Below are 13,288 nucleotides of genomic sequence, written 5' to 3' on the forward strand. Positions count from 1 at the left end.
ATGACAGTAATAAAACTGAAATAAGAAAATAAAGTAAATTAGAATTAAACAAAAAAGATAAAACTGCTCTAAGGTTCCAGCTCTGTGTCCCAATACAAAAAATCCAACCAACTCTCATGTAGGTAGTTCGGCGGAAATCCACGGCCGTTATTGTGCAAATCTTGAATTGTAGGCTGAAAAGGCATGTGCATCGGCCACATGTTAATTTGCGCGCAGGACTTATTAGCCTTGCGCAAATTACATGGGGAACACGCAGTTATCACATTTTCCCAAGTCGTTTGGCCGCCTTTCGATCGTGGAATTAGATGATCAAAGGTTAGTTCTTCCTTAGACCCACAGTATTGGCACTGGAACTTGTCGCGCAAGAAAACGTTGAAGCGGGTGAAGGCGGGGAAGCGGCTTGGTTTTACGAAAGTCTTTAAGGAAACAACGCTTGGCAATCTGAATTCGAAGCTCGGACTTCGCACCGTCGCATCATATTCAGAAACAATGTTCACGCGATCAAGAAAAACAGCCTTAATCGTGTCCTGCCATGACCAAAGCGACAAGGGATAGTAGCTCAGAGGTCTGTAATCTGCGTTGAGTACCAACGCCGGATGGGCGCCCGGCGAAACTGCAATCGTCACCTTCCGCTCCTCAAACGTGATCGGATGTCGTGCTATCCGAACCAGTTGGACTGTACGGCTAGCCCTTGTTTCGTCGAGAGTATTGTAGTGCTCAAGTGACAGTCTTGTGAAGCCAAAATAAATAGGTGCGTCCTTATGGCAAACACGCTTCGTCGGCAAAAGGATAACGAACGCAATTAATTGAGTTATATGCAGATTTGGCCAATCGTTGCATTGCCAACTTATTTTCCTCTGGGAAACAAAAAAGGGCGCCTGATGAGCGCCCTTTTTCCTTTATGCACTTATCGGCGAATCAATTCACAGTCCATTCCCGGATATCGACGAAATGGCCTGCAATTGCAGAGGCCGCGGCCATGGCCGGCGATACAAGATGCGTTCGGCCCTTGTGCCCCTGTCGCCCCTCAAAATTGCGGTTCGAGGTAGACGCACAACGCTCTCCCGGCTTCAACTTATCAGCATTCATGGCAAGACACATTGAGCAACCAGGTTCACGCCATTCAAATCCGGCGTTTTTAAACACAACGTCAAGACCTTCCTCTTCGGCCTGTTCTTTCACAAGACCGGAGCCCGGTACGACCATTGCCGAGACAGTTGGACTGACCTTATGATTTCCAATAACAGCTGCGGCAGCGCGCAAATCTTCAATTCGGCCATTCGTACACGACCCGATGAACACGCGATCGATCTTTATGTCTGTCATTTTTGTGCCTGGTTCCAGCCCCATATACTCCAGAGCACGCCGCTTTGAGGCCCGGCGGTTTTCCTCTTCGATCTGATCCGGATTGGGAACATGGCCTTCAATAGACACAACGTCTTCCGGAGATGATCCCCAACTCACGATAGGCGGCAGATTTGCGGCATCCAGACGGATGATCTTGTCGAACTCAGCACCTTCGTCAGACTTCAGGGTTTTCCAGTGCGCAAGGGCCATATCCCAAGCTTCGCCTTTTGGAGCTTTCGGGCGGCCTTTGATGTATTCGAACGTAGTTTCATCAGGCGCTATTAACCCTGCTCGCGCGCCCGCTTCGATTGACATGTTGCACACGGTCATACGGCCTTCCATCGAAAGGCTGCGGATCGCTTCTCCAGCATATTCGATTACATAACCGGTGCCGCCGGCCGTTCCAATCTCTCCGATGATCGCCAGAATCACATCCTTTGCAGTCACGCCGGACGGAAGCTGACCGTCAACCTGAACCAGCATGTTCTTGGCCTTCTTCTGGATCAGTGTTTGCGTCGCAAGAACATGTTCCACTTCTGAAGTCCCGATGCCATGAGCAAGGGACCCAAACGCACCATGTGTTGACGTATGGCTGTCACCGCAAACAATCGTCATACCTGGAAGCGTAAAGCCCTGTTCCGGACCGACGATGTGAACAACACCCTGGCGCATGTCCAATTCAGAATAATATTCAACACCAAACTCTGCAGCATTTTTTGCCAAAGTCTCGACCTGAAGAGCTGACTCAGGATCATCAATGCCATCACGGCGGTCGGTTGTCGGAACATTATGGTCAACAACCGCCAGAGTTTTCTGCGGCTGGCGAACTTTCCGGTTTTTCAGCCGCAATCCCTCGAAGGCCTGAGGGCTGGTCACTTCATGGACAAGATGCCGGTCGATATAAAGGAGAGCTGTGCCGTCTTCCTGATGATCAACCAAATGGTCGTCCCAGATTTTATCGTAGAGCGTTTTCGCACGGGCCATGGGTATCTCCTGAAACTTTTCAGCGCCACGTTTCTCAAGCTGGAAACAGGCGTTTTTTATAGCTGGCCGCATTTAAAGCGTAGGGCCTATTCTACCAGTCAGATTGTGATGACTCAGCACACCGAGCAGGTCAAGTGAATCAAGTTGAGCTTTTGTCAACGACACTTGACTCACAAAAAAGGCGGCACACGGGCCGCCTTTTTCAAAGATCTTCAAATTCAGATTATTCAGCAGCGCTCTCGGCTGCAGCAGCTGCTGCGTCTTTTTCGGCTTGTTTTGCTGCCGCTTTCGCAGCTTTTTCGGCCGCCATATCCGCGCGGGTCGCTTCGTTCAAGCGCTTCGCACGCGCGTTAGAGGCCTCAACAATACGAGCGGACTTACCGCGGCGGTCGCGCAGGTAGTAAAGCTTTGCCCGGCGTACCTTGCCGCGGCGAACAACTTCAACACCCTCAAGCATCGGCGAGTAAATCGGGAACACACGTTCAACGCCTTCGCCGTATGAGATTTTGCGGACCGTGAAGCTTTCATTGATACCGCCGCCAGAACGGGCGATGCACACACCCTCATAAGCCTGCGTCCGAGTCCGCGTCCCTTCTGTTACACGTACGTTGACGCGAACAGTATCACCGGGAGAAAATTCCGGAAGTTTGCGCTGCTCTTCAATACGTGCCATTTCAGCTGCATTGAGTTCTTCAATAATGTTCATGGCATATTTCCTTTTTAAATTAACAAGGGCCGGAGCACGGAGTGCTTCCGGGTTCCGAATACCTTGCGCCATGTTTCGAGTGCCCGAGACCGCAGCTTAACGCGACGATCTCAGCGCGTGTCGCATACAATGAATCTCTTTGTGTGTCACCTAGAATCTCGGCGTTCAATTGCCTCGGAGTCACCGTTCGAACCGTATTTTTCATTTACCATATAATTCATTTTTTTATTTACCCGCAAAACACGGCTTACCTAGTGTGAAAAAAATTACCTATTTAAGTTAAATCACGGGCTCTCAAGCATTTCGTGCGCTTATGCGTCAGCAAACTTCATCAAGAGGCAAAGATGAGAATTTCAAAAGTCGTACATTGTATGTTTTCTCAATTTTTGCGAGATGAAAATGGCAACTTTATAATTATTACAGCCTTGTCGCTTGTGCCTCTCATTGTAATGGCGGGGGGGTCTTTGGATGTCCTTCGAATGACCACAACGTCTCAAAAACTCCAAAGCGCATTGGACTCAGCGACCCTGGCGGCCGCTTCGCTTACAAATGCTCAAGATATCGAAACCACGATCAATGAATATGTGGCCGCAAATCTCCCGGATAAAAAGCCCTACACCACGCTCGATCTGAGTATCGACACTCAAGATAACGCACTCAACTCGAGAACGATCGAAATCTCGGCTTCGGTTCTGCTGGATACGCCCTTTCTGGGCTTGGTGGGTATGGACACACAAACCGTGAGTGCACAGTCAGTCGCAAATCAGTCTGCGGAAAATGTCGAGATCGCGATGGTGCTTGACATATCCTCGTCTATGAATGGGTCAAAGTTACCGGCTCTCAGAGACGCCGCAAAGGGCTTTGTCGACATCATGCTCGAGGGTAACAACAAAGACTACACATCGATCAACTATGTCCCGTTTGGGGGCACTGTGAATATCGGCGACTTCTACAGTCAGTATGTCGTAGACCCTGACAGCGATCCATCTGTGATCATTGATCCGAACATGAGCGAATATGATATTGGTCAGGACGTGTCCTACGGAAAATTTGCTTTTTCCGCCGATGCGGAAGGATGCATTGAATACCATGATGATGATTTTGGAACGTATACTGACGGTATCGTTTCCATACCTGCCATACCGACCGATAGCAGATCGCAGGTTCCCGAATTCACACGCTGGAACACCAATAATCCCTGGTGCCCAAAAGACTCGAGCAAGGTGCTGTTAAACACCAACAATCAAAGTGCTCTTGAGTCTGCCATCGACGCAATTGAGCTATCTGACGGAACAGGGATGGATATTGGCGCCCTATGGGGCGCGAAAGTTTTGTCAGGCAGCATGCGGGGAAATCTGGGAGGCGACTTTTCTGATCGCCCTGCAGATTTTGATGATGAAGAGACGTTAAAGGTCGCAGTGATCATGACTGATGGTGAGATCACCGCTCAGTTTAGACCAACCTACGATCCAGGTGCGAATTCTCATATCAATAGCGGCTTTGAAAGGCAGACGATTTATTCAAAAGGAGGAAAGAACACGTCTTCTACAACGGAACATCGCGCCGTCGCTTATTTTAAGAGATCCTGCGATTTCATGAAGCAAAACGGAGTCCAGATTTATACAATCGGCTTCCAGATCTCTTCGGGTTCGACGGCTGACTCACTGCTAAACTATTGTGCAAGCTCGCCATCGAACTACTATTTCGTGGAAGGCCTGAACATCGACGATGCGTTTGACGCCATTGCGGCATCAGTTAATGCACTACGCATCACGGGTTGACAGGATACATGTAGTGAAAACGGTGTTCCGCAATTTCCGGCGCAATCAAAGCGGCGTAACGGCGATCGAGTTTGCTTTTCTCGCACCGCTTTATTTCACGCTCCTTTTGTCGAGTTTTGAGCTTGGGCTGCTTTATTCGCGAATCGCGATGCTGGACCACGCTGTCTCAACGATTTCAAAGTCGGTCTATATCGGAACTGTGGCTGCCGGCGTAGACGCTGGGACGATTACGAGCGATGACATTGAGCAAGATGTCTGCGATATCGCCGGTCTCATTCTGCCGAATTGCGTGAACAATATTACTGTTGAGCTCACCGAAATAGCGTCTCTGACAAGTTTTCCTGCAGCGGATGCGACCTGCAGGGATTCTGGAACAGGATTAGATCCGGTCGTCGAATTCGATCCTGGAGGATCGAGCAGTATCATGTTTATGCGGGTTTGCGTCACCACGAACATCATTACACCGGGGCTTGGGCTTGGCCTGTCGCTACCTAAAACAGACACTGACCGTTATGAACTTATTTCATCAATGGCATTCATGAATGAGCCGTTCTGATGAATAATTCAAAGCCTCGCAATCGACCGGTTTTCTGGCGCAACCATGATGGGGTAGCTGCAGTTGAATTTGCGTTGATTTTCCCTGTACTGCTGCTGATTTTCGTAAACGTGGTCGCACTCTTCGATGGCCTCCGGGCGTCACGGCTCATCGCCAGATCAGCGGCGGTTTCTGTCGACCTTGTCACACGTTTTCAGGGCAACGATTTCACGTCAGACGATTTTGATGAAATCATCGAAGTATCGAAATCGATAGCCGGCCCCTATGCCGAAAATACAAATTTCACAGTGGTCGTCACCAGCATCATCAACGTCTTTGATCAGGACGACGACCTGACAGTGGCCTGGAGCGCTAGCGACCCCGTAGACAATGAGCTCGCAGATGCAGACCTGGACGAATTTGACCTGCCAGATCTCGCTCAGGGAGACACGCTCATCTTGGTGGAAGTGCGTGCGAACTACACACCCATTCTTACGTCTGAAATCGTTGTAAGTTTCACGTTAGACGACTATCAAGTTAGGCGTCCACGTTTTCAAACTGCTATTGATGCACCGGATTGAATGTCAGTCGACGTCATCATCATCTTCGACATAGGCATGCCAGAGATCCGGGCGGCGCTCCCGTGTCAGACGCTCAGCCTCTGACAACCGCCATTCGTGGATCAGCTTGTGATTGCCTGACGTCAAGACTTCAGGGATCGGCATACCTTCGAAAACGCTCGGCCGAGTGAAATGCGGGTGTTCCAGAAGTCCGGTTTCAAAGCTCTCTGTTTCGGCACTTGCAACATTCCCCATCACGCCGGGGATAAGGCGGATAACCGCGTCCAGCATTGTCAGAGCGGCAGCCTCACCTCCGGAGAGAATGTAGTCACCTACCGAAATCTCCTCTAGGTCACGCGCATCAATAACACGTTGATCTACCCCCTCGAAGCGCCCGCATACGATGATCGCGCCCGGGCTTTCGGCGAGTTCGTGCGCGCGCCGTTGAGTGAAGGGGCGGCCCCGGGGAGACATGAGAATCCGTGGCCGGGGGTCCTCGGTCGCTGCAATACTTTCTATCGCTTTTGCCAGGATGTCTGCACGCAGCACCATTCCTGCCCCACCACCGGCCGGTGTGTCGTCAACCGATCGATGTTTATCTGTCGCATAGTCGCGGATTTGACAAGTTTCAAACGACCAAAGCCCTTGGTTGAGAGCTCTGCCGGACAAACTATGCCCCAAAGGACCGGGAAACATGTCTGGATAAAGCGTCAGGATACTTGCTTTGAAAGCCATCGAATATCCGAATAGCGTTGAGGTTAAGCGCGCACGCAGTCACCGTAGTTTATAGTCTCAAGCATCGCGCCGTTTTTCTGATGGCTCCGGTTCGCCATCCTCAAAATAGTCCGGAGGCAAAACGACCACGACGGTTTTGCCGTTCAGATCAATCGTCGGAACGAAGTCCTTTGTAAACGGTACGTAGAAGGTCTTGCCGCGCTTTGGTCGGATTTCAAGCAAGTCCCCAGCTCCAAAGTCATGGACCGCAGCGATCTTTCCAAACACAACACCAGCTTGATCGGCAACGTTCAAACCGTTCAAGTCTGTATAGTAAAATTCCTCGTCGTCCGGTTCGGGAAGTTGGCTGCGGTCTATATAGAGCTCAACGCCATTAAGCGCTTCCGCCTCATTGCGATCGTTGACCTGCTTGAATTTTGTCACAACGACTGTTTTTTGGACGCGAGCCTTGTCAACCTCAAACAACCGGGTACCATCTTTGGTTGTCAATGGCCCATAATCGGTAAAAGAGAGCGGGTCTTCGCCAAACGGCTTGACCCGCACTTCACCTCGGATCCCATGGGCCGCGCCGATTATGGCCATTAGCACCTTAGATGTGTCAGATGACGTCATCCGAGAGCTCCTTCGACCGGCCTAGCGATGACCCTCTGGGCACACTCACTCAGCAGCCGCTTCCTCAGCCGCGCCTTCGCTGGCAGCTTCTGCTGCAGCAGCAGCGGCTTCTTCTTCAGCCTGTTTTTTTGCGTCCAAGCGTTCTTGAGCTTTTTGGCCGAGCTGCGCTTTTTTCGGGTTGTTGCGGGGCTCACGCTTCAACAAACCGGCGGCATCCAGGAAGCGATGCACTCGGTCGGTCGGCTGAGCACCTGCACCGAGCCAGTATTGGATACGCTCAACATCGAGCTGGATGCGATCCTCAGAGTCCTTAGGCAGCATAGGGTTGTAGGAACCGACCTTTTCAATGAAGCGACCATCGCGCGGTGCACGAATGTCTGCAACAACAATACGGTAGTAAGGGCGCTTTTTCGAACCGCCACGTGCGAGGCGAATTTTTGTAGCCATTTTATATCTCCAGTTTGTTCAGTTGCCGGCTTTAGCGGCAATGGCTTCGTGGTGCCGAATGACTTCGCGAACAATAAAGTTCAAAAATTTCTCGGCAAAATCAGGATCGAGGTGAGCGTCGCTTGCTAGCTGACGCAAACGCTCAATCTGAATCTTTTCGCGCGCCGGATCAGCCGGCGGCAATTCGTTAAGTGCTTTCAAAACACCAACTTTTTGTGTGCATTTGAACCGTTCTGCCAACATATGCACCAGAGCGGCATCAATATTGTCGATGGACGACCTCAGCGCTTTGAGCTCTTGAAGCGCATCACTCTGGCCAAGCCTGTTTTCTGCTTCACTCATCGCTTTTTGCCCTTACCCATCCCGGGAAGGCTCGGCATTCTAGGGCCGCCAAGCCCTGGAAGCCCCGGCATACCTGGCGGCAAACCCTGACCACCAAGACCGGGCATACCTTTCGGAAGGTCCATACCGCCCGGCAGTTGCCCGGATTTTGCCATTTCTTCGAGTTGCTTCGGGTCAACATCGGGCATACCGCCGCCGCCCATACCACCCATGAGCTTGCCGAGCATTCCCTTGCCCTTGCCCATTTTTTTCATCATGTCCGCCATTTGGCGGTGCATCTTGAGGAGCTTGTTGACTTCGGCGACTTCAACGCCTGAACCAGCGGCGATCCGCTTCTTCCGGCTCGCTTTGAGGAGATCGGGTTTGCGGCGCTCGGTCGGGGTCATTGATTGAATGATCGCCACTTGACGCTTGAACATTTTGTCGTCGAGCCCGGACGCAGCGATTTGTTTTTTCATTTTTCCGACACCCGGCAACATGCCCATCATGCCGGACATACCGCCGAGCTTTTCCATTTGCTTGAGCTGTTCGGCAAGATCCTCGAGGTCAAAATGACCTTTCTGCATCTTTTTCGCCATCTTTGCTGCTTGCTCAACGTCGATGGCTTCCGAAGCTTTTTCGACCAGCGAAACAATATCGCCCATGCCGAGAATGCGATCTGCAATCCGCTTCGGATGGAAGTCTTCAAGCGCGTCTGATTTTTCACCCGTACCGATCAGCTTTACTGGCTTGCCGGTTACAGCTTGCATAGAAAGTGCGGCACCGCCGCGCCCGTCACCGTCCATACGGGTTAAGGCAATGCCGGTTATTCCGACACGCTCATCAAAATTCTTCGCCAAATTGACCGCATCTTGGCCGGTCAAACTATCAGCTACGAGAATAATTTCGTGTGGATTGGCGGCCGATTTGACATCCGCCATCTCCACCATCAAAGGCTCGTCGATATGGATGCGGCCTGCTGTGTCGAGCAGAACAACATCATACCCGCCAAGCTTGGCCGCTGACATAGCCCGTTTTGCAATTTCAACCGGACCCTGGCCCGAAACAATCGGCAGGGTATCAACGCTGTTTTGCTCACCAAGAACCTTCAGCTGTTCCTGTGCCGCCGGACGGCGCGTATCGAGCGAAGCCATTAGAACCTTGCGCTTATCGCGCTGGGACATTCGCCGTGCGATTTTCGCTGTCGTCGTCGTCTTACCAGAGCCTTGGAGACCCACCATCATAATAGCAACGGGAGCGGGGGCATTCAGGTCGATCGGCTGACCTTCACTACCGAGCATTTCAATGAGTTGGTCATGGACTATTTTGACAACCATTTGTCCCGGCGTGACCGATTTGACCACCTCGGCGCCAACTGCCCGGTTTCGGACCTTGTCGGTGAATGACCGAACAATAGGAAGTGCGACATCAGCCTCGATCAGTGCGCGGCGAATTTCGCGCAACGCTTCATTCACGTCATTTTCGGACAGCGCACCGCGGCCGGTGAGCTTATCAAAAATTCCGCTGAGGCGATCTGACAGGCTTTCAAACATTCGGGCGTCCTTAACTCTAAAATCGGGAAGTTTCCCGCACCATATGGGCAACCGACACGAAAATCCAAAACGGATCGAACCAGCCAAAGCGGATTGGCATCCGAGGGCGCAACGCGCTATCGGATGTTAGCCTCCAGGATCTCTTTACACCTTTGCGGGTCCCGGTCGGCGGTTCAGAATATCAGGCACTCAAATGGAGTTGGGCGGCTTATGCCGGAAAGGGGAGAAGGAGTCAAGAAATGCTATAGTTGATAAGTAGAAAATCAAACAGTTGGGTGCTCCACAGTGTGACTTGCTATTTGAGATCACCGACTGGATAACTCTACCAGTCTTTCCTTACTGTTTTAAACGGACGCCTGTCTCGTGCCTAGAAGGACGATATGAACTCCCGCGCGATCGCGTTGCCCATCGGGCGGCTGCTCATTTTAATTTCGCTGATGATGATAATTCCAGCGATTACAGATATGTTTGCCCACAATGCGGATTGGCAGATTTTTCTGGTCTGTGCAATTCTTGTCGGAGGATTTGGCCTTCTGACAAGCATAGCCTGTCAAGGACAAGGAAGGCCGCAAAACTTCCGGGAAGCTATTCTATTTGTTAACACAGCATGGCTGGTGTTTTCATTTGCCGGGGCTGTGCCCATGTGGGCAAGCGAACTCAACATAAGCTTCACGGACGCGTTTTTTGAGTCAGCATCGGGCTTAACCACGACCGGCTCTACGATTTTGACAGGGATCGAAACCCTACCACCAGGCATACTGCTCTGGAGGGCTCTACTGCAGTGGATCGGTGGAATTGGGGTCGTTTCGCTAGCTATTTGGCTTCTGCCTAGCCTCCGAGTGAGTGGAAATCAGCTGTTTGCCCTTGAAACATCCGAAACAGCGACCAAGCCCTACGGTCGGATCGCGCCTTTTCTTTTCAGGCTTCTGTTTTTGTATTCCTATCTTAGTGTCAGTTGCTGCTTGTTGTATCTTGCGTGCGGCATGACGCTATTCGATGCTGTGGTTCATGCAATGACCACAGTGTCCACCGGCGGTTTTTCGACATCAGATGCATCCTTCGGACAATTTCAAGGACTATCCGTTTATTGGGTGGCGACGGTGTTCATGCTGGCGTCCAGTGTACCTTTCCTCTACTTGATACGAAGCTTTGAGAACCGTCGTTTCGAATTTGACGTCCAGATCCTGCTTCTTTTTGTCCTAATAACAACAGGCGCCTTTGGCGTGCTTTATTTTGAGCGTTTCGTGGTTCACGACACGCCGTTTCATATGCTCACTCTTGCCGTTTTCAACGTGGTCTCTGTAGTCTCTACGACCGGATATGGAGCCAATGACTATCTCCAGTTCGGTGCGCCTGTGATTGCGATCTTCTTTGTACTCACGTTTTTCGGCGGGTGTGCTGGCTCGACCTCAGGCGGTTTCAAAATGTTCCGGATCGCTGTTCTTTTGAGCTATATCCGGGTTCTGCTGCAGCGGATGGTGCGCCCTCATCGCGTAATCGCTCCCAAGTATCACGGAAAGCGAATTTCTATTTCTATACTCGAAGGTACGTTTGTCTTCGCCGTTCTTTATTCGGCGACCTTCGTACTTTTTGCCGTTTTTTACCTTTTTCTACAGATGAACCTTGAGACGGCGTTAAGTGCTTCGGCTACGGCACTTGCGAATGTCGGACCTGGTATCGGCGATATCATTGGCCCTGCCGGCAACTTCCAAAACCTTCCTGATGCAGCCAAATGGCTGCTTGCAATACAAATGATCCTTGGAAGGCTCGAAATACTGGGCGGCTTATTGCTATTCACACCAGATTTCTGGCGGGAACGTTGAACAAATTGCGCATCTTTTTGCCTCGAGGAACTCAGTCTCTCTTCGATGTCTCGTATTGCTTTGAGGCTTGGTAGTATTGGTTGAATCCGATGCGATCCCGAAGTTCAGAGAAACTCATGAGATCCGGCCTCCGGTTCAAATCTGACTTTAAATTTGTGAGTGTTGCTACCATTGCCTGCATAGCGCCTGCCAACAAAGTAAGCGGGTAAGTAACAATCGAAAATCCAATATCGGCGATCTCATTGTGCGAAAGTTCCGGTGTCTCTCCACCTTCCACGATGTTGGCCATCTTTGGTCCGGGAAGCTCGCGGCAGATGATTTGCATTTCTTCGACTGTCTTCGGCGCTTCGACAAAAAGGATATCCGCACCAAGCTCCTTGAATTTCACAGCCCTTTTGATCGCTTCGTTCAGGCCGTGATCATGCCGAGCGTCAGTTCGGGCTAGGATCAGGATATCGGCCCCTGACTCTTTGGCGTCTCGTGCGGCCCGAATGCGGTCGAAGGCTTCAGCGCGGGAGACCACGGCCTTTCCTGGCGTATGACCGCAGCGTTTTGGAGCGAGCTGGTCCTCAATCATGATGGCTGCGGCACCTGCCTTGGCAAACGCAGCAACCGTGCGGCGCACATTCACGGCATTACCATAGCCTGTGTCCCCGTCGGCTATGAGCGGGATCTGGATCGCATCGGTGATGTTTCGCGCCTGATCAAGAACCTCGGCGTAAGACATAAGTCCCAGATCCGGTTGTCCTAAACGAGCTGCTGACACACCAAAACCGGACATAAATGTAAGTTCAAAATCGGCTTGTTCGATTAATTTTGCTGAGAGCGCGTCATAACAACAAGGCGTGACATGAAGCCGGTCTTGAGCGAGCAACATCCTTAGTTTTTCTGCCTGCGATAGCATTTGCCGACCTCCTCAATGTCAAACAATTTCAATGACAACACCGTTTGCACTGAAGCGCGAAATTCTCGTCGAAGACAGTTACGTGTAATTTCTCGCGCCGAAGACGCCGGAGCCAACGCGTACATAAGTGGCCCCAAACCGGATAGCTGTTTCGTAGTCTGCTGACATGCCCATTGAAAGTTGATCCAGATTGTTCCGTTCGGCGATTTTTTGAAGCAGGGCAAAATGCGGTCCAGGGGCGTCTTCTACAGGCGGAATGCACATGAGACCGGCAACAGAAAGGCCAGTTTCTCTGGTGCAATACGAGATGAATGTATCTGCTTCTCTTGGGCTGACGCCTGCCTTCTGCGGCTCTTCGCCCGTATTAATCTGAACAAAGCACGGGAGATTGCGTCCTTGTTTTTCCATTTCGGATTTAAGCGCTTTGGCGATTTTCTCGCGATCAATCGTATGTATAACATCGAAAGTTTGAACCGCTTCTTTGGCTTTGTTGGATTGAAGTGGGCCTATCAGATGTAGTTCAATTCCAAGATATTCCCGTCTCAACTCCTGCCATTTTCCTACGGCTTCCTGGACCCGATTTTCTCCAAAGATACGATGGCCGGCATCCAGAGCAGGTCGAATAGCATTGGCATCGAAGGTCTTTGAGACTGCAATAAGGTTGGTAGAACCAGGCGCACGTCCGCTTTCCAAACTAGCAGCGTTGATCGCCTGTTTAACCCTCTCTAGAGATTGGCCTGTTTGATTGCTCATGTCACTTGTCCAAGGATCCGGCTGGCTTCTACGTCCTTAGTGTTTAGAAACTATTTTGGTTTCAGTCCAACTCTATTGTCTGGACGAAGAACGGCCAATTGATATGGCGCTTTGCAATACTTAAGTGCATAAACGAAAAGAAACAACCAAGTCTTAGTATCTTATTTTCGCGATATTCAATAGGTTCTGACGCCCGTTTTTGTTCAAAGATGCAATATTTTACTTCA

At 50.9% G+C, this 13,288-nt stretch carries 14 protein-coding genes; 4 read left to right on the forward strand and 10 right to left on the reverse strand.

Annotation, left to right across the window (positions count from 1 at the left end; genetic code table 11):
• Positions 1 to 68: 68 nt before the first annotated feature.
• From JM93_RS16060 to rplS, 3 genes are all read right to left on the reverse strand, one after another.
• Positions 69 to 626 carry an HNH endonuclease gene (locus JM93_RS16060; RefSeq protein WP_145345499.1) on the reverse strand — a complete coding sequence of 186 codons (558 nt, stop codon included), beginning with the start codon at positions 624 to 626 and terminating at the stop codon, positions 69 to 71.
• Between the two features lie 292 nt (positions 627 to 918).
• The gene (gene leuC / locus JM93_RS16065; protein ID WP_145345501.1) at positions 919 to 2,331 is read right to left on the reverse strand and encodes a 3-isopropylmalate dehydratase large subunit; all 1,413 of its coding nucleotides are present in this window, start codon (positions 2,329 to 2,331) and stop codon (positions 919 to 921) included.
• Positions 2,332 to 2,554: 223 nt separating this feature from the next.
• Positions 2,555 to 3,037 (reverse strand): 50S ribosomal protein L19, encoded by a 483-nt coding sequence (gene rplS / locus JM93_RS16070; RefSeq protein WP_145345503.1) that lies wholly within the window; start codon positions 3,035 to 3,037, stop codon positions 2,555 to 2,557.
• Between the two features lie 371 nt (positions 3,038 to 3,408).
• Here rplS and JM93_RS16075 point away from each other — a divergent pair, with 371 nt between their 5' ends.
• From JM93_RS16075 to JM93_RS16085, 3 genes are read left to right on the forward strand one after another with little or no spacing between them, the layout of a single operon-like run.
• Entirely contained in the window at positions 3,409 to 4,818 is a 1,410-nt protein-coding gene (locus tag JM93_RS16075) for a pilus assembly protein TadG-related protein (protein ID WP_280114437.1), read from the forward strand.
• Positions 4,819 to 4,831: 13 nt separating this feature from the next.
• A complete protein-coding gene (locus tag JM93_RS16080; RefSeq protein ID WP_170230702.1) occupies positions 4,832 to 5,374 on the forward strand; it encodes a TadE/TadG family type IV pilus assembly protein in 543 nt (180 codons plus the stop codon).
• Entirely contained in the window at positions 5,374 to 5,934 is a 561-nt protein-coding gene (locus JM93_RS16085) for a TadE/TadG family type IV pilus assembly protein (protein WP_145345509.1), read from the forward strand. The genes JM93_RS16080 and JM93_RS16085 overlap by 1 nt, the downstream gene beginning before the upstream one ends.
• Before the next feature lie 3 nt (positions 5,935 to 5,937).
• Here the strand turns inward: JM93_RS16085 and trmD are convergent, their stop codons facing one another.
• The 5 genes from trmD to ffh are packed head-to-tail and all read right to left on the reverse strand — an operon-like array spanning position 5,938 to position 9,581.
• Positions 5,938 to 6,648, reverse strand: a complete 711-nt coding sequence (trmD, locus tag JM93_RS16090) for a tRNA (guanosine(37)-N1)-methyltransferase TrmD (RefSeq protein WP_145345512.1) — start codon at positions 6,646 to 6,648, stop codon at positions 5,938 to 5,940.
• A 57-nt stretch (positions 6,649 to 6,705) separates the two neighbouring features.
• Positions 6,706 to 7,260: a ribosome maturation factor RimM gene (gene rimM / locus JM93_RS16095; RefSeq protein WP_145345514.1), complete on the reverse strand. Its 555-nt coding sequence runs from the start codon at positions 7,258 to 7,260 to the stop codon at positions 6,706 to 6,708.
• A 45-nt stretch (positions 7,261 to 7,305) separates the two neighbouring features.
• On the reverse strand, positions 7,306 to 7,707 hold the full coding sequence (gene rpsP, locus JM93_RS16100; RefSeq protein ID WP_145345516.1) for a 30S ribosomal protein S16: 402 nt from the start codon (positions 7,705 to 7,707) through the stop codon (positions 7,306 to 7,308).
• Between the two features lie 18 nt (positions 7,708 to 7,725).
• Positions 7,726 to 8,049 carry a chorismate mutase gene (locus tag JM93_RS16105; RefSeq protein ID WP_145345518.1) on the reverse strand — a complete coding sequence of 108 codons (324 nt, stop codon included), beginning with the start codon at positions 8,047 to 8,049 and terminating at the stop codon, positions 7,726 to 7,728.
• Complete coding sequence (gene ffh / locus JM93_RS16110; RefSeq protein ID WP_145345520.1) at positions 8,046 to 9,581, reverse strand: signal recognition particle protein; 1,536 nt, start codon at positions 9,579 to 9,581, stop codon at positions 8,046 to 8,048. Before ffh ends, JM93_RS16105 begins: the two co-directional genes overlap by 4 nt.
• Before the next feature lie 380 nt (positions 9,582 to 9,961).
• On the opposite strand from ffh, the gene JM93_RS16115 reads away from it, so the two are divergent.
• Positions 9,962 to 11,404 (forward strand): TrkH family potassium uptake protein, encoded by a 1,443-nt coding sequence (locus JM93_RS16115; protein ID WP_208995228.1) that lies wholly within the window; start codon positions 9,962 to 9,964, stop codon positions 11,402 to 11,404.
• 31 nt (positions 11,405 to 11,435) lie between these two features.
• Here the strand turns inward: JM93_RS16115 and JM93_RS16120 are convergent, their stop codons facing one another.
• Positions 11,436 to 12,308, reverse strand: a complete 873-nt coding sequence (locus JM93_RS16120; RefSeq protein ID WP_145345523.1) for an isocitrate lyase/PEP mutase family protein — start codon at positions 12,306 to 12,308, stop codon at positions 11,436 to 11,438.
• A gap of 78 nt (positions 12,309 to 12,386) precedes the next feature.
• On the reverse strand, positions 12,387 to 13,061 hold the full coding sequence (locus JM93_RS16125; RefSeq protein ID WP_145345525.1) for a YggS family pyridoxal phosphate-dependent enzyme: 675 nt from the start codon (positions 13,059 to 13,061) through the stop codon (positions 12,387 to 12,389).
• Positions 13,062 to 13,288 lie beyond the last annotated feature (227 nt).

Origin of the sequence: Roseibium hamelinense (genome assembly GCF_007830545.1) — a bacterium.
Classification (GTDB): Bacteria; Pseudomonadota; Alphaproteobacteria; order Rhizobiales; family Stappiaceae; genus Roseibium; species Roseibium hamelinense.

Coding starts and splice junctions, on each gene's coding strand:
- JM93_RS16125 (WP_145345525.1), bottom strand. CDS start 13,061: ATGAGCAATCAAACAGGCCAATCTCTAGAGAGGGTTAAACAGGCGATC.
- JM93_RS16105 (WP_145345518.1), bottom strand. CDS start 8,049: ATGAGTGAAGCAGAAAACAGGCTTGGCCAGAGTGATGCGCTTCAAGAG.
- rimM (WP_145345514.1), bottom strand. CDS start 7,260: ATGACGTCATCTGACACATCTAAGGTGCTAATGGCCATAATCGGCGCG.
- JM93_RS16115 (WP_208995228.1), top strand. CDS start 9,962: ATGAACTCCCGCGCGATCGCGTTGCCCATCGGGCGGCTGCTCATTTTA.
- rplS (WP_145345503.1), bottom strand. CDS start 3,037: ATGAACATTATTGAAGAACTCAATGCAGCTGAAATGGCACGTATTGAA.
- JM93_RS16085 (WP_145345509.1), top strand. CDS start 5,374: ATGAATAATTCAAAGCCTCGCAATCGACCGGTTTTCTGGCGCAACCAT.
- ffh (WP_145345520.1), bottom strand. CDS start 9,581: ATGTTTGAAAGCCTGTCAGATCGCCTCAGCGGAATTTTTGATAAGCTC.
- trmD (WP_145345512.1), bottom strand. CDS start 6,648: ATGGCTTTCAAAGCAAGTATCCTGACGCTTTATCCAGACATGTTTCCC.
- JM93_RS16075 (WP_280114437.1), top strand. CDS start 3,409: ATGTTTTCTCAATTTTTGCGAGATGAAAATGGCAACTTTATAATTATT.
- leuC (WP_145345501.1), bottom strand. CDS start 2,331: ATGGCCCGTGCGAAAACGCTCTACGATAAAATCTGGGACGACCATTTG.
- rpsP (WP_145345516.1), bottom strand. CDS start 7,707: ATGGCTACAAAAATTCGCCTCGCACGTGGCGGTTCGAAAAAGCGCCCT.
- JM93_RS16120 (WP_145345523.1), bottom strand. CDS start 12,308: ATGCTATCGCAGGCAGAAAAACTAAGGATGTTGCTCGCTCAAGACCGG.